General features: G+C 26.7%; 16 protein-coding genes and 1 pseudogene. 10 read left to right on the forward strand and 7 right to left on the reverse strand.

The genetic code is table 11. The annotated features are described in order from the left end of the window. Nucleotides 1-45 precede the first annotated feature (45 nt). Together rfbB and map are read left to right on the forward strand one after the other, a co-directional pair. Complete coding sequence (gene rfbB, locus AACH12_RS04275; RefSeq protein WP_338536840.1) at nucleotides 46-1,047, forward strand: dTDP-glucose 4,6-dehydratase; 1,002 nt, start codon at nucleotides 46-48, stop codon at nucleotides 1,045-1,047. 361 nt (nucleotides 1,048-1,408) lie between these two features. Next, nucleotides 1,409-2,275, forward strand: a complete 867-nt coding sequence (map, locus tag AACH12_RS04280; RefSeq protein WP_338536841.1) for a type I methionyl aminopeptidase — start codon at nucleotides 1,409-1,411, stop codon at nucleotides 2,273-2,275. Nucleotides 2,276-2,387: 112 nt separating this feature from the next. Here the strand turns inward: map and AACH12_RS04285 are convergent, their stop codons facing one another. Both AACH12_RS04285 and AACH12_RS04290 read right to left on the reverse strand, forming a co-directional pair. Next, complete coding sequence (locus tag AACH12_RS04285; RefSeq protein ID WP_338536842.1) at nucleotides 2,388-2,564, reverse strand: hypothetical protein; 177 nt, start codon at nucleotides 2,562-2,564, stop codon at nucleotides 2,388-2,390. Continuing rightward, nucleotides 2,557-2,964, reverse strand: a complete 408-nt coding sequence (locus tag AACH12_RS04290) for a NifB/NifX family molybdenum-iron cluster-binding protein (RefSeq protein ID WP_338536843.1) — start codon at nucleotides 2,962-2,964, stop codon at nucleotides 2,557-2,559. Before AACH12_RS04290 ends, AACH12_RS04285 begins: the two co-directional genes overlap by 8 nt. Before the next feature lie 296 nt (nucleotides 2,965-3,260). Here AACH12_RS04290 and AACH12_RS04295 point away from each other — a divergent pair, with 296 nt between their 5' ends. Beyond that, nucleotides 3,261-6,239 (forward strand): ligand-binding sensor domain-containing protein, encoded by a 2,979-nt coding sequence (locus AACH12_RS04295; protein WP_338536844.1) that lies wholly within the window; start codon nucleotides 3,261-3,263, stop codon nucleotides 6,237-6,239. Between the two features lie 250 nt (nucleotides 6,240-6,489). Here the strand turns inward: AACH12_RS04295 and AACH12_RS04300 are convergent, their stop codons facing one another. Beyond that, the gene (locus AACH12_RS04300; RefSeq protein ID WP_338536845.1) at nucleotides 6,490-6,885 is read right to left on the reverse strand and encodes a hypothetical protein; all 396 of its coding nucleotides are present in this window, start codon (nucleotides 6,883-6,885) and stop codon (nucleotides 6,490-6,492) included. Nucleotides 6,886-7,073: 188 nt separating this feature from the next. Between AACH12_RS04300 and AACH12_RS04305 the strand changes: the two genes are divergently transcribed. The 4 genes and pseudogenes from AACH12_RS04305 (at nucleotide 7,074) to AACH12_RS04320 (ending at nucleotide 12,355) form a co-directional block, all read left to right on the forward strand. Next, entirely contained in the window at nucleotides 7,074-9,242 is a 2,169-nt protein-coding gene (locus tag AACH12_RS04305) for a methyl-accepting chemotaxis protein (protein WP_338536846.1), read from the forward strand. 278 nt (nucleotides 9,243-9,520) lie between these two features. Beyond that, the gene (locus AACH12_RS04310; protein WP_338537342.1) at nucleotides 9,521-10,963 is read left to right on the forward strand and encodes an NAD(P)/FAD-dependent oxidoreductase; all 1,443 of its coding nucleotides are present in this window, start codon (nucleotides 9,521-9,523) and stop codon (nucleotides 10,961-10,963) included. Nucleotides 10,964-10,974: 11 nt separating this feature from the next. After that, nucleotides 10,975-11,940: pseudogene (locus AACH12_RS04315) on the forward strand (NAD(P)/FAD-dependent oxidoreductase); the annotation flags it as partial. Nucleotides 11,941-11,977: 37 nt separating this feature from the next. Then, entirely contained in the window at nucleotides 11,978-12,355 is a 378-nt protein-coding gene (locus AACH12_RS04320) for a DUF1667 domain-containing protein (RefSeq protein ID WP_338536847.1), read from the forward strand. Nucleotides 12,356-12,436: 81 nt separating this feature from the next. Here AACH12_RS04320 and AACH12_RS04325 read toward each other — a convergent pair whose 3' ends face one another. Then, nucleotides 12,437-13,390 (reverse strand): tRNA-dihydrouridine synthase family protein, encoded by a 954-nt coding sequence (locus AACH12_RS04325; RefSeq protein WP_338536848.1) that lies wholly within the window; start codon nucleotides 13,388-13,390, stop codon nucleotides 12,437-12,439. A 208-nt stretch (nucleotides 13,391-13,598) separates the two neighbouring features. Between AACH12_RS04325 and AACH12_RS04330 the strand changes: the two genes are divergently transcribed. Next, the gene (locus tag AACH12_RS04330) at nucleotides 13,599-13,745 is read left to right on the forward strand and encodes a hypothetical protein (protein ID WP_338536849.1); all 147 of its coding nucleotides are present in this window, start codon (nucleotides 13,599-13,601) and stop codon (nucleotides 13,743-13,745) included. A gap of 287 nt (nucleotides 13,746-14,032) precedes the next feature. Here the strand turns inward: AACH12_RS04330 and AACH12_RS04335 are convergent, their stop codons facing one another. Beyond that, nucleotides 14,033-14,701: a cyclic nucleotide-binding domain-containing protein gene (locus tag AACH12_RS04335; RefSeq protein ID WP_338536850.1), complete on the reverse strand. Its 669-nt coding sequence runs from the start codon at nucleotides 14,699-14,701 to the stop codon at nucleotides 14,033-14,035. 129 nt (nucleotides 14,702-14,830) lie between these two features. Here AACH12_RS04335 and AACH12_RS04340 point away from each other — a divergent pair, with 129 nt between their 5' ends. Continuing rightward, nucleotides 14,831-15,253: a DMT family transporter gene (locus AACH12_RS04340; RefSeq protein ID WP_338536851.1), complete on the forward strand. Its 423-nt coding sequence runs from the start codon at nucleotides 14,831-14,833 to the stop codon at nucleotides 15,251-15,253. A gap of 8 nt (nucleotides 15,254-15,261) precedes the next feature. Continuing rightward, nucleotides 15,262-15,741 (forward strand): DMT family transporter, encoded by a 480-nt coding sequence (locus AACH12_RS04345; protein WP_338536852.1) that lies wholly within the window; start codon nucleotides 15,262-15,264, stop codon nucleotides 15,739-15,741. A gap of 15 nt (nucleotides 15,742-15,756) precedes the next feature. Here the strand turns inward: AACH12_RS04345 and AACH12_RS04350 are convergent, their stop codons facing one another. Both AACH12_RS04350 and AACH12_RS04355 read right to left on the reverse strand, forming a co-directional pair. Beyond that, nucleotides 15,757-16,638, reverse strand: a complete 882-nt coding sequence (locus AACH12_RS04350) for a DMT family transporter (protein WP_338536853.1) — start codon at nucleotides 16,636-16,638, stop codon at nucleotides 15,757-15,759. Between the two features lie 217 nt (nucleotides 16,639-16,855). Then, nucleotides 16,856-18,160 (reverse strand): IS110 family RNA-guided transposase, encoded by a 1,305-nt coding sequence (locus AACH12_RS04355; protein WP_338536854.1) that lies wholly within the window; start codon nucleotides 18,158-18,160, stop codon nucleotides 16,856-16,858. Between the last annotated feature and the right edge of the window lie 334 nt (nucleotides 18,161-18,494).

An 18,494-nucleotide genomic window follows, 5' to 3' on the forward strand; every position in this document is an offset into this window, starting at 1 on the left:
ATATAATAAGATGTATCAATTGTATTACTAAATGGAGGTTGTTTTATGAAAACAATTCTTGTTACAGGTGGTCTTGGTTTTGTTGGAAGCAATTTTATAAAATATATATTAAAAAAATATAAGAATTATATTATTGTAAATATTGATAAAATCACATATTCAGGCAATTTAGAGTATCTAAAAGATGTTGAAAAAGAATCTAGATATTACTTTGAGAAAGGTGATATTGCAGATATGTCGTTTATTTTATCGGTTTTTAAAAAATATGATATTGATTATATTATTAATATTGCAGCTGAAACTCATGTGGATAGAAGCATTGAAGATTCAAATCCATTTGTAAGAACAAATATAGTTGGAACTTCAATACTTTTAGATGTTGCAAAAAAAGAATGGCAAATTAATACAGATAATCATGGTTATCCTATATATAAAGATAATGTAAGATTTATTCAAATTTCAACGGATGAAGTATATGGATCGTATACTGATGAAGAAATTTTTACAGAAAAAACAAATTTATTGGCAACTAATCCATATGCAGCAAGCAAAGCGAGTGCAGATTTAATGGTTATATCATATGGAAAAACATTTAAATTACCATTTAATATAACTAGATGCGCAAATAATTATGGAAAATATCAATTTCCAGAAAAATTAATACCATTAGTAATTAAAAAGTGCATAAATAATGAAGAAATACCTCTATATGGAGATGGAAAACAAATTAGAGAGTGGATACATGTGTTAGATCACGTTAGGGCTATAGATGTTATTTTGCATGATGGTATACTATTTGAAATCTACAATATAACAACAAATGAAGAGAAACAAAATATAGATGTTGTAAAAAAGATTATAGATATTGTAGGAAAAGATTATAGTTTAATAAAAAATGTAGAAGATAGATTGTCACATGACGTAAAATATTCAATAAATGCAGATAAATTAAAAAACACATTGAATTGGTCGCCAATATATAATTTTGATGTAGAACTAGAAAATGTTGTTAATTGGTATTTAGAAAATTCGTGGATTTTTGAATAAAAAAATTAATTTAGAGTAAGGATATTGTAAGAAAAAATAAAATAGAAAAAAGCTTCTTATGTCTTATTATTTAATCACTTAAATAAAATTATAATACAAGGGGAGCTTTTCTTATCTACAATTGTAGACAGTATTTTATGGATGATGAAAATATGATACGTAAAATTTAGTTTAGAGACTACAAAAGCCATTGCAATAGCTATAGTTAAGAAAATATTGAAATCTTTAATTTACGGCAGTAAATTGATATAATTCTTTTTTAATTGATAATGTTTATTAATTAAAAAACGTGATATAATTATTTAGTTAATAAGAATTTTATCATATGAAAAATGATTATAAAATAGCTGAGGTGAAGATATTGAGATTAAGAAATGATCTTTGTTGGTGTGGTAGTGGTAAAAAGTATAAAAAGTGCCATTTGCATATGGATGAGAAATTAAAAATTTTATCTAAAGAAGGATATGAAATTCCTGACCATAGAATTATTTATAGTGATGAAATTATTGAAGGAGTTAGAAAAAGCTCTGAAATAACTAAGGGTATATTTAAATATTTGGAAGATAAAATTGTAGCAGGTATTAAAACTAGTGATATTGATAGATGGGTACATGATTATACCGTTGAAAGAAATGCTTTGCCAGCAACACTTGGTTACAATGGCTTTACTAAAAGCTGTTGCACATCTGTAAATGATGTAGTTTGCCACGGAATACCGAGTGATGAGGTATTGAAAGATGGTGATATTATTAATATTGATTTGACAACGAATTTAGATGGTTATTTTTCAGATTCTAGTCGTATGTATATGATAGGTGAAGTAAGTGAAGAAGCTAGGCGACTTGTTGAAGAAACATATGAATGTATGATGATTGGTATAGGTGAAGTTAAACCATATAATACAATATCAAATATTGGAAAAGCTATCGAAAAATATGCTATAAAAAAAGGCTATTCAGTAGTCGAAGCATTAGGAGGTCATGGAATAGGAGTTAAATTTCATGAAGAACCATTTATAAATCATTTTGAAACGGACGAACTTGGAATGATTATGGTTCCTGGAATGATGTTTACTATTGAACCTATGATTAATGAGGGAAGTTTTGATGTTAAGATGTTAGATGATGGGTGGACAATTAAAACTATTGATGGTTCTTTATCCGCTCAATGGGAGCATACAATTTTAGTTACTGAAGAAGGATACGAAATATTGACATTGTTAGACTGATAGTAAGTGCTATAAAATTGAATATTTTATATGAGTAATTCTATTACTTATAAAATAAAAAAAAAACGACCTTATAAAATTAATTTTTTAGAGGTCGCTTATATATTAAAATCTATTTTTCTCTTAATTCTTCTCTAGTTAATGAGAAATTACATTTAGGACATTTTACTTCATAGCAAGGAATCCCACGTTTATGTTCTTGAGAATATCCGCATTTAGGACAAACACATTTCCCATTAACACCTAATCCAAAATTTTTTTTGTTTTTTCCCATACCTTCATTATTCATTTAAAATCACTTCCTTATTACTTAATAAATCAAAATAAGAGTGGTTAGATTTACTAAGAATATTTAATAATAAATCATAATTTTTTTGGAGTTCATTCAAACTTTCTTCAATTAAAATATTTTCAGAAATAACAGGTAATAATTTTTTTGAAATTCTTTTTATATTTGGGCCAAATACTTTTGTAATTGCAATATTTATATTTTCTTTTTTTAAAATACTTAGAATACCTTTGGCTTTATTTGGATCAGCATGTTTCTTTTCTTCTTCGGTAGTATTTTCAATTCTATTTATAAAAACAATAGAATTAGAATCAATTTCATAAATATCATAATATATAGCATCTCCAAAATGTCTAATACAAAATTCTGTTCCATTATCTGTAGCACAAGCAATTAACATAAAATCCCTCCAAAATTAATATATATAATTATAACATTAATTTTTAATTAATAATAGTTATCAATTAAAAAAATGTGAAATTTACTCTTAATATATAATGAGTATGGGTAATCTTTTGTATTAAATTTCTATTAGCCTTAGTCTGTAAAAGGGTATTTAATTAGGAGGTATAAATAAAATTATAACAAATTAAATAATGCTATAATTATATTGTATAGGTTAAAATAAAAGTTTTAATATATAAAAATATTAATAGTAATTAGTGATTGTCATAAATAAGTATGAAAGGAGTATTTATGAAAAAAATTCGTGTATTAATTTTAACTATTATTATAATTGTTTCTTTTCACTCAATTAGTTTTTCTTTGTTATCTGATCATGATTTTAGCACAGAAAATGATGGTGTTTTTAAAAATATTACAATGTCATCTGGATTATCACAATCAAGTATTGAAAGTGTTTTAGTAGATACAAAAGGTCGTATATGGATTGGTACACAAGATGGACTTAATAGATATAATGGAGATAGTTTTATTTACTATAAGCATAATTTCAAAGATAATACAAGTATATCGAATAATACTATTAAGCAACTCTTTGAAGATTCAGAGGGAACTATTTGGGTAGGAACAATGAACGGAGGAATTGATTTATATAATACTAAAAATGATAATTTTGATAAACTTATTATAAAAGATGCTTATGGAAAAATAATTACTGATATTAGAGATATAAAGGAAGATAGCAATAAAAGAATAGTTATTGCTACTAATAAAGGTATTTATATCTACGATTTAATAAAAAATCAATTTTTAGATAATAACGTTTTAGATAAAATAGGTATTGAAAAACTTTTAATTGATAATGAAAATAAAATTTGGGCTGCAACAGAAAAAGGATTTTTTTCAATTTCTTTAAATAAGAGTAATTCAATATCTATATATAATTATTCTAAAAATGAATTCAAAAATATAATCAAATGTAAAGATAATTTTTTTCTTGTTCAAGAAGGAAATACAAATTTATTATTATTTAATACAGAAACAAAACAATTCCAAAATTTTGAATTATTTAAAAATACTAATATGGATACTATTTCTGCAATTCACAAAGATACAATTGGACAAATTTGGATTGGTACATTTAATAATGGTATCTATAATATAGATATTTCTTCAAAGAAAATAAAGCATTATATACATTCTCCTGAAGACGAACACTCTTTAAGTAAAAACGATGTTCGTGTTATATATGAAGATAGTCGCAATCAAATTTGGATTGGAACTAATACAAATGGAGTTTCAATTTATAGTTATAGAAATCAAAAGTTTCATGTAGTAAAAAATAATATATATAATAAATTTTCTCTATTAGATAATACAATTCGTGGATTCTACTATGATAAAAAAAATAATTACTTGTGGGTTGCGTCTTCAAAAGGAGTAAGTCGATGGGACGAATCAATAAAAGGCTATATACATTATTCGGAAAATCTTGGTAATTTTCCTGATAAACAAGCTGGTAAAGTTAGAGGTATGTTTGCTTCAAATGATGGAAGGTTATTTGTATTTTCATGGAATGGAATTAGTATTTATGATTCTAAATTAGATAAATTTATTGAATATACTTCGAAATCAAAACTTCCTATACCCTCATCAGCATGGATTGCATTATATATAGATAAAGATGGCTATGAGTATATAGGCTCAAAACAAGGTGTTTTGATTAAAAGTCCAATAGATAAAAATTATAAGCTATATACACAAAATGATGGATTAGTTAGCAATTTTGTAATGAGATTTTTTGAAGATAATAAAAATCGAGTTTGGTTTGGTACAGACCATGGAATTAGCATATTTGACAAAAAAACAAAAAAAATTATAAATATATCTAAAGATAGTAAAATTAAATTAAACACTGATTTTATATTTAGTTTTTATGAAAATAAAGATTATTATTGGTTAGGAAGTCGAGGTGATGGTATATTTCGTGTTTCAAAAGATTTAAAATCTTTTAAGAATTACACTGAAAAAGATGGGCTTCCTAATGGAACTGCCTATTCAATTTTGCCATCAACTGATGGTACATTATATATTTCATCAAATAAAGGAATTTATTCATTTAATCCTATAACTGAAAAGATACATTCTTATAATTATATGGATGGAATTCAAAACTTAGAATTTAACAATTACGCATATTGGCAATCTAAGGATGGTACAATTTTTATGGGTGGAATTTCTGGGTTTAATTATTTTCATCCTGATAATATTAAAATGGAATCTATAAGCTCAAAGGTTATAATTAATAAAGTTATGATCAAAGGTTTAAAAGAAAATTTTGCAAATAGTTCTAAGGTTAATAATATATATGATTATAAGCATAGAGATATATTATTTGGATTTTATTCGTTAGATATAATTACAGATTCAAAAACAAAATATAAATATGTTTTAGAAGGTTATAGTAAAGAATGGTCTAAAGCAATTAGTTCAAAACAAGTAAGATATACAAATCTTCCTAGTGGAAATTATATTTTTAAAGTAATAGCGACTGATTCTAATAGTAATTGGAATTCAATAGAAACTACATTTGCATTTACAATTGATAAAGCACCTTGGGAAACTTGGTGGGCAATCGGTATCTATATTGTTATTTTTTTACTTGTAATATTATTAATAATAAAAATTATTAATGAGAGGACTATAAGAATAAAAAAACAAAATGAACTTTTAGAAGCTATAGTAGATATGAGAACAGCTGAACTCATTAAGGCTAATAAAAAATTGGAAATAGAAGCGACAATAGATAAGCTCACACATTTATATAATAGACGTAAAATTCAAAATATTTTAGAGGATGAAATAGTAAGAAAGAATAGATATGAAAAACCACTTAGTATTTTAATATGCGATATTGATTTTTTTAAGAAAGTTAACGACACATATGGTCATAATGTTGGAGATGAAGTTTTAGAAGAAGTAGCATTGGCTATGAAAAATTCCACAAGGGAAACTGACTTTGTTGGCCGATGGGGTGGTGAAGAATTTATTATTGTTGCAGTTGAGACTAATTTAGAAACTTCTAGAATTTTATCAGAAAGAATACGAGAAAATGTTGAAAATACAGTAATAAATGGTGATATAAGTATAACTATTAGTATAGGAGTAGTTGAGTGTTTTGAAGATGAAGATTCGAAGTCAGTTGTATATAGAGCAGATAAAAATCTTTATAGAGCTAAAAAAAATGGAAGAAATCGTGTAGTATCAGGATAAAATATATTTTATCCGATGCCTTAGAGTTCTAATACCCCCACTTCTAAAAAAGTGGGGGTATTAGAACTCTAAAAAGGCCCTGGATTATGTTTTCTAAGATTCGGTGGGAGTAAAAACTCCAAGAAATTCATTTATGTTGTCTGAGTTTGGTAAATTATAAAAAGCCTATAGGTTAATGAATGTTATTTCCAATTTAACCTATAGGCTGTTCTATATTTATTTTATTTTTTTAAATATAAAGAAAGTAATATTAAGATGCAATATTTCTATTAGTATCTTCCCATTTTAGATAATCGTTTAGCAAACGAAGCGATTGCTTTGTTTTCTTATTTTTAACATTTTTTATATCAGAACTATCTTTTAAAATTTTAGACATTTTAACTAATTGAATTTCTAGATATTTAGGATTATTTAATTTGTTCATATTAGGAGTAGTTTTTGATTTTTTAAGCGATGCTGACATTGTTTCCATGAACATTAGTAGTAAAAAACTTTTTTTCTTTTGCTTTGGAATCTGGCGTGCGCTTACATAAATTTGTTCAAATAATTTTGTTAAATTTCTTTTTTTGTAATAATATATTGCGATAGCAACGACAGCTACTACTATTGTAATTACTGCAATAATTATTAGACTCTTATTATCCATTATTTCTCCCCTTTAGTAAAAATATTGTTTACACATATTATTATATAATAAATAAGACTGAGAATAAATAGTAAAAGTGAAATGTTATTTGAAAAACAATTTTATTGTATGTTTATATTATTGAGTAATTTGTCGAAAAAGTGGTATAGATAAATATGAGTAGTAAAATGAAAAAAGGGGAGGCATATATGAAGAAGAAAAAAATAAGTTTAAAAGTATTAAATGTTTCTATTGTTATTATTTTATTAATTATTGCTATAATTATTACGGCGGGTATTTCTATTTATGGATTAAAGTCGAATGTTAATGCAATTACTGATAAAATAACAACAGAAGGTCAAAAAACTTCTACAGAGTTTAAAAATACTTTAACGGATGTTGCACTTAAAGGAACAATGGACCAAATGGATGCTGTTAGAGACTCAGTAAGAAATTATTTTAGAGATGCTGAAATTGGAACTAGAATTATTTCAGAAGATAGTAGTGCAAAACAAATTATGAATTCTGAAAATAAAATTGAAACAGGAGCATTATTAAAAAAATCACTTGTAAATGTGTACGAACAATCGAAAGGTAGTATTTTATTTATTTATGCAGGATATGAGGATGGTGGCATATATACTGCAACAGGTTGGGAAACTGATGATTATGATCCACGTGTTAGACCATGGTATAAAGATGCTATGAAGAATAAAGAAAAATTAATTTGGACTACTCCATATATTGATTTTGCAACTGGAGCCTTGATTATTTCCGCAGCTATAACAATTGAAGATGAAAAAGGTAATGCAATAGGTGTAGTAGGTGCAGATATATCTTTAACTTCTGTTCAAAATTTATTAAAAAATTATAAAATTGGCGAAAGTGGTTATATTTATGCTGTAGATAAAAAGGGTGTCATTTTTTACCATCCAGCTGACGATGGCGTTGAAGATCCAAAAGCCTATAAAAAAATTGGTAAACCGGTTACTACAGAAGTAGCAAAAGAATATTCAATGGGAAACGATAATACAACTAAAATACTTAGATATGAATACAATGGTGATAATAAAGTTGCAATAGCAGTTAAAGTTCCAGAATTAGATCTTTCATTATTTGCTGCTTATAAAATGGATGAACTTAATAAAATTTCTAATGAAACTGTTGAAAAATTTAATAATCTTGAAAAAGAAGTTGCAATTACATCAAACAATAGTCAAAAAAATACAATTAGAAATATAATATTAATGGGAGTTGGTTTATTAATAGTATTAGGACTTATTACAATAATTATTATAAGCAAGATAGTTAAACCTATAGAGCTTATGACTATTAATATTAAAGAATTAGCAAAGGGTAAATTTACAAATAAAATTCATTTTTCAGCATTTACTAGTGAAATTGGTGAGGCGGTAGATGGTCTTGAGCATTTAAGACTTGAACTTAGTGAAATTATCAACAACATTTTACTTCTTTCAAATGATATTGGTACATCTTCTGTAAAACTTTCTAAAAATGGATCTGAACTTGAAGAAATTTCAGAAGCTGTTTCTCTTGCTGTTAATGAAATTGCTGAAGGTGCAACTAATCAAGCTATGGACGCTGAAGAAAGTGCTCGTTTAATGGAAGGTTTATCTAGTGAAGTTAATAGTCTTACTGATTATAACGCTGAACAAGTTGAAGAAATAAATAAATTAGATAAAAATTCTTTAAAAGGAGTAAAAGCAATTGAGAATTTAACTATTAAATCAAATGAATCATTAGATATAATAACTAAAACTTCTGATAAAACTCATGAACTTTCAGATGTTATTGGTACTATAACTGGTATAACTGACACTATTTCTAGTATTGCAGAGCAAACTAATCTACTCGCTCTTAATGCATCGATAGAAGCTGCAAGGGCAGGCGAAGCCGGAAAAGGTTTTTCTGTAGTTGCTGATGAGATTAGAAAATTGGCTGAAGAAACTGCAAATGCTACTAATCAAATTACGGAGATGATATTTAAAGTTAAGCAAACATCGGAAAGTGTTGTAGACTCAATGGGATTTGTTGAAAAAATTAATGACGAACAAATGAAAGCGTCTATTGATGTAAGTTCATCATTTGATGATATTAGAGTTTCACTTGAAAATATAGTAAGAATGATTGATGAATCTTCAAATAAAATTAATGATATTGATTCTAGAAAAGAACTTGTATCAAGTAAAATTGAGAATATTGTTTCAGTTACTGAAGAAACTGCAGCAGCCTCAGAAGAGGTTTCTGCTTCTATGGAAACTCAGAATGAATCAGTAAAATTACTTGCAACCTTATCTGAGGATTTAGAGAAAAAAATTGAACGATTAAATGGTGACTTAGAAAAATTTGAAATTTAAAAAATCATAATTTTTAATATATCCTATAAATAGATAATTAATTATCTACTTTATAGGGTATATTTTTATATAACATATAATAAATGAATTTCTTGAATTCAGAGAGAGTTTTTACTCCCACTGAATCTTAGAAAACATAATCCAGGGCCTTTTAGAGTTCTTTATCTCCCACTTTTTTAAGAAGTAGGGGTATTAGAATTCTAAGGCATCGGATAAATAAGATGTGGTATAATTTTGGTAAAATAATATTCACAATTGTTTCAAAATGGGGTGATAATATGTATGATGTTGCAATAATAGGAGCTGGAGTAATTGGAACTATAATTGCAAGAACTTTATCAAAATATAAGCTTGATATAGTTATATTAGAACGTGATAATGACGTGTCAAATGGAACAAGTAAAGCAAATAGCGCTATTATTCATGCAGGATATGATGCCCCCTTTAATACAAAAAAAGGCAAATTAAACGTTAAAGGCAATAAAATGTTCGATAAAATATGTAGTGAATTAAATGTACCTTTTAAAAGAATCGGATCATTAGTTGTTGCTAAAAATGAAGAGGAAATTAAAGTATTATATAAATTAAAAGAAAATGGTGAAAAACTTGGAGTTGAAAATTTAAAAATATTAGATGGCAAAAATGTTGCTATGTTAGAGAAAAACCTTACTAGTGATGTATTAAAAGCCCTTTATGCTCCAACAGCAGGAATAATAGAGCCGTGGGAACTAACAATTGCTTTAGCTGAAAATGCAATGGACAATGGTGTTAAGTTAGAACTCAATTTTGAAGTTAACAGTATAAAAGTATTAAAAGAACACTTTCTAATCAAAAGTAATGATAAGAAAGTTGAAGCAAAAATTGTTGTGAATGCTGCAGGTGTTTATGCAGACGATATTTATAATATGGTTACTGATAAACCCGAATTTTCTATTAGACCAAGGAGAGGTCAGTATTTCCTTCTCGATAAAGAAGCAAGAGGGTTTGTAGAGCATATTATTTTTCCAACACCTACTTCTTTAGGAAAAGGAACTTTGATTACTCCAACGATTGATGGCAATATTTTAATAGGCCCTGATTCAGAAAATCTCAATAAAAATTCTAAAGAATCAATTAATACAACTTTTGAAAGATTAAATTTAGTTAAAAAACTTGCAAAAAATTTAACTGACAAAATACCATATAATCTCAATATAACAACATTTTCAGGACTTAGAGCAGAAGCAACAATAGACGATTTTATAATAGAAGAATCTAAAAAAATACCAAAATTTATCAACGTTGCTGGAATAAAATCACCAGGTCTATCTTCATCACCTGCTATTGCAGAATATGTTGAAGAAATATTAAAAAATATTCTTAAGAATGTTAGCTTAAAAGAAAATTATAATCCATATCGTAGGGCGAGGATAAAGTTTGATAAACTTTCAATTGAGGATAAAAATGAATTAATTAAAAAAGAACCATCATTTGGGAGAATTATATGTCGCTGCGAAATGATTACTGAAGGAGAAATTATTGACGCGATTCATAGAAATGCTGGTGCTAGGACTATAAACGGAGTAAAAAGAAGAGTAAGAGCAGGATCTGGAAGATGTCAAGGTGGATTTTGTGCTCCTAGAGTAATGGAAATATTAGCAAAGGAACTTAATTTAAAAATGGAAGATATAGTTATGGAAAATAAAGAATCATATATTTTGAGTGGGAAAACAAAATCATGATGGAGACTAATATGAATGATTATGACATTGTAATTATTGGTGGTGGTCCTAGTGGACTTGCTGCTGCAATAGAAGCTAAAAGAGAAGGAATAAAAGAAATATTAATTATTGAAAGAGAAATAGAACTTGGAGGAATACTTAATCAATGTATTCATAATGGATTTGGTATACATATATTTAAAGAAGAACTTACTGGGCCAGAATATGCACAGAGATATGTAAATGAACTGATATTAATGGATATTGATTACATGATAGATACAATGGTTGTAAAGATAGAAAAAGATAAAAAAGTTCATGCAATAAACAGAAAAAATGGCTATATGATTATTAATTCTAAAGCTATTATACTTGCTATGGGTTGCAGAGAAAGAACCAGAGGTGCTATTGCAGTTCATGGATATCGACCATCTGGAGTGTTTAATGCGGGTACTGCTCAAAGGTATATTAATATAGAAGGCTATATGATAGGTAAAAGAGTCCTTATATTAGGTTCTGGTGATATAGGATTAATAATGGCTAGAAGATTAACCCTTGAAGGTGCTAAAGTACTTGCAGTTGTAGAGATTATGCCGACTTCTAGTGGACTGTTAAGAAATAAAGTTCAGTGTCTTGATGATTATGATATTCCACTTTTATTAAGTCATAAGGTTACTATGATTAAAGGTAAAGATAGAGTTAGTGGAGTCGTAATTCAAAAAGTTGATAGTAGTTTAAATGTTGTTAGTGGAAGTGAAATTGAATATAAATGTGATACTTTACTTTTGTCTGTTGGATTAATACCGGAAAATGAATTATCAAAAAAAGCTGGAATTAAGATTGACAAATCTACAAATGGACTAATTTTAAATGAAACTATGGAAACTTCAATATCGGGAATATTTGCTTGTGGCAATGTTGTTTATGTTCATGATTTAGTTGATACTGTTACAGATGAGAGTCAAAAAACAGGCAAATTTGCAGCTAATTATGTAAAAAAAAATTATCATAATTATTGATAAAAGGAGGAAGGTGTTGGATAAGACAAAAGAGATTATATGTATTGTATGTCCTGTTGGATGTAGATTAAAAATAATAAAAAATATAGATACGAGTACTTATAGTGTTAAAGGAAATAAATGTAATCGTGGAAAAATATATGGGATTAAAGAATTGACTAATCCAACTAGAAAGGTTCCGAGTACGGTAGCTATTGAAAATGCACTATATACAAGACTTCCAGTAATTACAGACAAAGCAATTGATAAAAAATTAATATTTGATGTGATGGATGAACTTAAGAAAGTAAGTGTTAAAGCACCGATTAATATGGGCGATATTATTATTCATAATATTTTAGATACTAATGTTAATATTATAGCCACTAGAAGTATGGCTGCCTTAAAAAAGTAAAAAACTGTAAGTTAATATTTCCTTTATAAAATTAATTGCAGCTTAAAAAATAATTAAAAGGTGGGTAAAACCACCATTTAATTATTCTATCCATAAATTAGATGTATCAAACATTTTATCTATAATATCAAGATACACAGAGGTGGTGTTACACTTTTTTAATTTTTTTAAAAATTTACCACTTGGATCAATATGTACAGAAGTATAGATCCAAAATTCTTTCATTTTATCACATAAATGTTTATCACCATAAAGTACTTTCTTATAGTGGTTAAAAATGAAGTCGTGAAATTCCTTTATTTTAGCAATTTTCTCGCTAGTAGGTGTAATTATCCCTTTTATAGTTGAAGGTAAAAATGGATCGCGAAGTGCACCTCTACCGATCATAAAACTATTTACCATAGGAAATCTATTTTTTATTTTTATAAAGTCTTCATTTGTAAATATATCGCCATTATAAGTTACTTCATGTTTAGATAAAGAATTTAATATTTCAAATGACTCAAGATTTACTGTGCCTTCGTATTTTTGAATTCCGGTTCTTGCATGTATGATTACACTCTTTAAAGGGTAGTTATTTAGTAATTCAATTATATTAATTCCCTCATCTAAGCTATTAAGTCCTAATCTTAGTTTTACAGTTAAGTCATACTGTTTATTAGTGCAAACCTCATCAAGAAATTTATTTACCATATCAGGATACGCTAAAATACCAGATCCTTTTTTCTTTTTTGTTACAGTATGAGATGGACATCCAATATTCCAGTTTATTTCTTTATATCCCATATCTGCAATTGTAGATGCAAAAAAATTAAAATCAGATCCATTATTTGAAAGTAGTTGCGGGATAATGTCTATATTATTGTTATTATTTTGTGGGATAATGTCTTTATAAATTGATGGCACTATTTTTCTCAAGCTAGATGTTGCTATAAATGGTGTGTAATAGCTATCAACTCCTCCAAAGATTTCTGAGTAAATGTTTCTGTAATGTGCAAGTGTAATTCCTTGAATTGGTGCTAAACTAAGTTTCATATATATCTCCATTTTGTATAGTTATTAGTGCTTATAATTTTAACATATAAAAAGATAGTATTTAAGCATTAATTATTTAAATACAAGAATTAATAAATAATTATTTAGTTAATATCTTGTCAATATGTATTAAATAGTATATTATAAAAGGGTAATTAAATGCGCTTTTAAATATTTGTTTTGATTAATGTATATATTGGAGATTAAAATGAAAAATACAAAAATAGTAATTTTTATAATTGTGTCGATATTACTTTCTTCGATATTAGTTATTAAAATATATGATCAAATTAATAGTGGTATTGAGATTAATATTAAGTTAAGTCAAGTTAGGGCTAATGATTCTCATATTTAAATGAATAAAGTAATGATACTTTTATAGATTGCAAAATTTACTATGAGTTAAAATTTATTTTTATTGTTTATCGTATATGATATAATTAATAGGATAGATTGGATTTAAGGAGATGAGAATCATGTATGTAGCAATTATAATTGTAGTGTTTTTGGGTTTATTATATACTCTTGTAGATATTAAGAAAAATCACGGAAAATAATATTTATATGTTGTATAAAAAATGCACCTATACTTTAAAGTATAGGTGCATTTTTTTAATTTACTACTTTGATATAATTATATTATTAGAATAAATCTTCTGACATTTCTTTTAATAATTCTAAATCGATGATTTGTATGATATTACCATCTTTTTGTATTGTATTATTTTTAGATAATTTATCTAAAATTCTAAGTAGATGTCTATAACTTGTTCCAAGTAGTTCTGACATTTCTGTGAAATTATAATATGTTCCAGTTTCATTATTGTTAGTTAACAAATAGTTTGCAACTCTGTTTTCAAGTGGGTAAAGTAAATTTATAGAACTAGCTTTCGAAAAACTTTTTAATTTATTAGCAAGGCTTTCACACATATATTTTAAAAAACTGCTATCATTAAGGTAGTTCATTTTAATGATTTCAATTGGAATACCAATGCAATAAGTATTTTCAATAACTTCGATATTAGAGTTTGCGCGGTCTTGGTGTATAAATTCAATATCTCCAATTACTTCTAATGAATCATAAAAACGATATGAAAGTATCTTGCCATTTCTAAGTAATGTGTAAACTTTAGCTCTTCCTTCTACTAAAAAATATAAATAATCAAGTTTTTCATCTGCTCTACAAATATGTTCGTTTTTATTAAAAAATAGCAATTTAGCAAATGGAATAATATCTTTGCCAAAAATTTCATCAATTTTATTATCATATATATATTTTGTTAATTTTTTGTTATCTGTTATTATAATCATAATGCCTCCCAAAATGGTGGTTAAATATTCTTTTATAGTATAGCATTTTTTTCATTATGACATTAGTCATAACATATAAATGTTTAATGTGATATTTTTTAATAGCAACAAGTTTAGAGGAGGTATATTTTGTATAAATTATATGCAGTATTTGTAGGAATGTTAATTTCTATTATGATAAGTTTTAATAGTATTTTATCAGTAAATATAGGAACTTATTTATCGATTGTTGTGATTCACCTTGTTGGATTAATTTCAGTATCATTGATTATGATTATATTTAAATTAAAATTAAAAATAAAAAAAGAATTACCCTGGTATTTGTATTTTTCTGGCCTAATCGGAATAGTAATGTTATTGTTTGCAAATCTGACTGTAAGTCATATAGGAGTAGCTTTAACAGTTTCTCTTTCACTATTTGGTCAATCAATAATGGCGCTTGTTATTGATCACTATGGATTATTTGGTATGGATATAGTGGAAATTAGTAGAGAAAAATTTATTAGTCTTTTTATAGTATTTATTGGAATTGGGTTTATGTATTTCTTATAGGAGGAAAAATGTATTTATTAATAGCTTTTATAAGTGGTGGTTTAACAATATTATCAATGATAGTAAATTCTAAACTCGCAAAATATATTGGAATTATTGAAGGTACTATGGTTAACTATATTGTGGGTTTATTTTTTTCTTTTTTAATAATTTTAGTTAATAAGGATATTTTTAATATTTCAATATCTATGCTAAATAATGTTCCATTTTGGTGCTTATTTGGTGGTGCTGTAGGTGTAATAGTAGTTTCAATTTCCAATATAATTATGCCAAAAATTCCTACAATTTATACAACTTTATTAATATTTTCAGGACAGATATTATTTGGATTGGTAATTGATTTTTTTCTAATAAAAAATGTAGGTATTGGTAAAATCATTGGAAGTATTTTGGTTATAGTAGGACTTACTTATAGTATATTAATAGATTATAAGAAAAATAAAATTAAAATAGAACAGGCTTCAAAACAATATAATTTAAGTAAATAGAAATTATATTGTTTTTCACTTTGTATTTTTAAGTTTTATCTGAGAGAAAATCATACCTACAAACATAAGACTCGCTCCAAAGTAACCACGAGTAGTAAGTTTTTCACTTAAAATAATAGCAGCTCCAATTGCGCCAAAGACTGTTTCTAGACTTAATATAAGTGCGGCATGTGAAGGCTTTGCATATTTTTGACCAACAACTTGAAGTGTATAAGCGACTCCAACTGACATAAGTCCACCATAAAGTATAGGAATAAAAGCATTATAAATCATTGTAGTTGTTGTATTTTCAAAAAGTATTGCAGAAACTGCGCTAAAAATTGAGCAAGAAAAAAATTGAATCATAGATAATTTTAAAGCATCATATTTTTTTACAAAATAATCAATAGAAAGAATATGAGTTGCCCAGAAAAAAGCTCCAATTAATTCGAGCAAATCTCCGTAATTTATACTAAAGCCTTTACTAATAGAAAGAAAGTACAATCCTATCATTGCAATTACACTTGATATCCATGTCTGTTTAGTTGCTTTGTGTCTGAATAATATACCTATTAAAGGCACAAGAACAATATAAAGTCCAGTAATAAAAGCAGTGTTTCCAACTGATGTATACATAATTCCAATTTGCTGAAGAGCTGAGGCGATAAATAGGATAAAACCAAGTAAAATACCGGAAGGTATTATTTTTTTTATGCCAGAAAAAGCTAAATTATTATTCTTTTTATCAAAATATATTATAAGAGGAATTAAAGATAAAGCACCTAAAAAAAATCTTATACCATTAAATGAATAAGCTCCTATAACTTCTCCACCAAGTCTTTGAGCTACAAAAGCGAGTCCCCATATTATTGAAGTGATAAATAATAAAATATTTCCTTTTATTCGATTTTTATTCATATTTTTCTCCCAAACTAACTCTATAAGATTAATTGATTTTCTATATGTATTTTATCATAGATAAGAAAATTATTTAATGTTATCATGTTATAATTAGTAAAGACCAGCTAGTAATAGTCAAGTAATTTAATAAAAAAAGTTCTTATTAAAAATGAGCATGCTAAATAATGCTCGAGTAAAAACGAACATTCAATATTATTTACTGTAAAAATATTTATTAAGCAGCAACAGGATTATGAAGTTTAGATTCTAAAAACATTCTTTTGTGGATGAGTGGATTTCTAACTTCATATGGTTTTTGATTTTTTAGTATTGAAAAAATATAGCGAAGTAGTTTATTCATAACAGCTACAAGTTTAACTTTTTTCTTTTTCTTATCAAGGGCTATGTGATAATATTCATACAAAACAAGATTTATTGGCTTTTTATTTTTACTTGTACGTATTGAAGCAAGAGCGACTGTGTACAAAGCTCTTCTACCTATAGCAGTACCACGTTTGGACATTTTATTGCGATCACCGCTAAAATTGCCAGATTGATTAACGCTAGGATCTACACCGAAAAAAGCTACAAGTTGTTGAGGCTTAGAAAAATTATTAATATCACCCATTTCAACTAACAAAGTAATTGCAGTTATATCACCAAGACCTTTGAAACTTTTAAGAAGATTAATATTTTGTTTAAATACTTCTCCAAAAGAGGCATTGTCAATATATTGGTGAATTTCATCTACAATATTTCTAAGTTGATTTGTATAAAAATCAAAACTTTCGCTAAAACGTATTACTTTAGATTCAAAAAGCAAGGGAGTAATACCAATGATATTGGCACTATTAGCGATTTTTATAAGTTTGTTATATTTATTATTAGCCCAACTAGAACCACGTCTTGATGACTTTGTTAGAAGTTCAATAACAACTTTGGGCTCAGCGTTAAGAAGATGTTTAGGTGTTGGATATTTTCTAATAAATATTAAAGGTGTCTTACCTGTTATATTAGCAAATGCATTTTGAAGTCCTGGATAGTTAATATAAATATTATTTGAGAAAGTTTTTTTCAAATTTGCCTTTAAATCAACAACTTTGTAATACTCACGAACTAGGAGTTTAAGGTGTAAAAACTCCTCACTAGTGAATGTTGAAGTCTTTACATTATCAAATTTACAAATTTTTGCGATGGAAAGAGAATCTAATTTATCAGTTTTTACTTTTCTTATGTTCGAATTCTTGTTAGAATTAGTTATCAGAGGATTTATTACATGTATATCAATCTGATTTTTAACAAGAAAATGAAGAAGAGTAAGATGATATATTCCCGTGGATTCGCAAAATACTTTGGGACTATCGTTAAACTCTTCTTCAATTTTTTGTAGAAAAAGAAGAAGTTTATTGAAGCCCTCAAGTGTATGGCTAATTTTAAGGTTCTTACGGAATACGTCGCCATTAGGTTTTAAAGCAGTAACTACTGAAAAATTAGCAGCAACATCAATGCCTACAACAGGCAAATGGTAATAGTTAGACATAAAATAACCCCCATTTAAAATAATAAAGAGTAACAATAATTAGTGAGTCAATTAACCTTGTAAGTGACACGAATAATTCTCTAATAATATTTATGATCAAAGAGAAATTCAACCAGCTAAATCAAAGAATCTCACAATAATGCAAGCTTTGTTACGAATATAAACTCAAGAAATGAGTCATTCAAGGAGAAGACGCATACACTCTTTATGAGATAACTATAATAGAAAAATTACAGTATGTTAAGTGGTTGAACTTATTTTTAATCACAAACAATATAAATGAATTAGGTAAGAATATTCGCAAGAAACTTAAGCAATATTTCTAACCTAATTA

This window comes from Helicovermis profundi (genome assembly GCF_033097505.1).
Taxonomy (GTDB): Bacteria; Bacillota; Clostridia; order Peptostreptococcales; family Acidaminobacteraceae; genus Helicovermis; species Helicovermis profundi.

Excerpts from the sequence above, each read along its gene's own strand:
- rfbB (WP_338536840.1), top strand. The coding sequence starts at position 46 with ATGAAAACAATTCTTGTTACAGGTGGTCTTGGTTTTGTTGGAAGCAAT.
- AACH12_RS04285 (WP_338536842.1), bottom strand. The coding sequence starts at position 2,564 with ATGAATAATGAAGGTATGGGAAAAAACAAAAAAAATTTTGGATTAGGT.
- AACH12_RS04290 (WP_338536843.1), bottom strand. The coding sequence starts at position 2,964 with ATGTTAATTGCTTGTGCTACAGATAATGGAACAGAATTTTGTATTAGA.
- AACH12_RS04295 (WP_338536844.1), top strand. The coding sequence starts at position 3,261 with ATGAAAAAAATTCGTGTATTAATTTTAACTATTATTATAATTGTTTCT.
- AACH12_RS04300 (WP_338536845.1), bottom strand. The coding sequence starts at position 6,885 with ATGGATAATAAGAGTCTAATAATTATTGCAGTAATTACAATAGTAGTA.
- AACH12_RS04305 (WP_338536846.1), top strand. The coding sequence starts at position 7,074 with ATGAAGAAGAAAAAAATAAGTTTAAAAGTATTAAATGTTTCTATTGTT.
- AACH12_RS04310 (WP_338537342.1), top strand. The coding sequence starts at position 9,521 with ATGTATGATGTTGCAATAATAGGAGCTGGAGTAATTGGAACTATAATT.
- AACH12_RS04325 (WP_338536848.1), bottom strand. The coding sequence starts at position 13,390 with ATGAAACTTAGTTTAGCACCAATTCAAGGAATTACACTTGCACATTAC.
- AACH12_RS04330 (WP_338536849.1), top strand. The coding sequence starts at position 13,599 with ATGAAAAATACAAAAATAGTAATTTTTATAATTGTGTCGATATTACTT.
- AACH12_RS04335 (WP_338536850.1), bottom strand. The coding sequence starts at position 14,701 with ATGATTATAATAACAGATAACAAAAAATTAACAAAATATATATATGAT.
- AACH12_RS04345 (WP_338536852.1), top strand. The coding sequence starts at position 15,262 with ATGTATTTATTAATAGCTTTTATAAGTGGTGGTTTAACAATATTATCA.
- AACH12_RS04350 (WP_338536853.1), bottom strand. The coding sequence starts at position 16,638 with ATGAATAAAAATCGAATAAAAGGAAATATTTTATTATTTATCACTTCA.
- AACH12_RS04355 (WP_338536854.1), bottom strand. The coding sequence starts at position 18,160 with ATGTCTAACTATTACCATTTGCCTGTTGTAGGCATTGATGTTGCTGCT.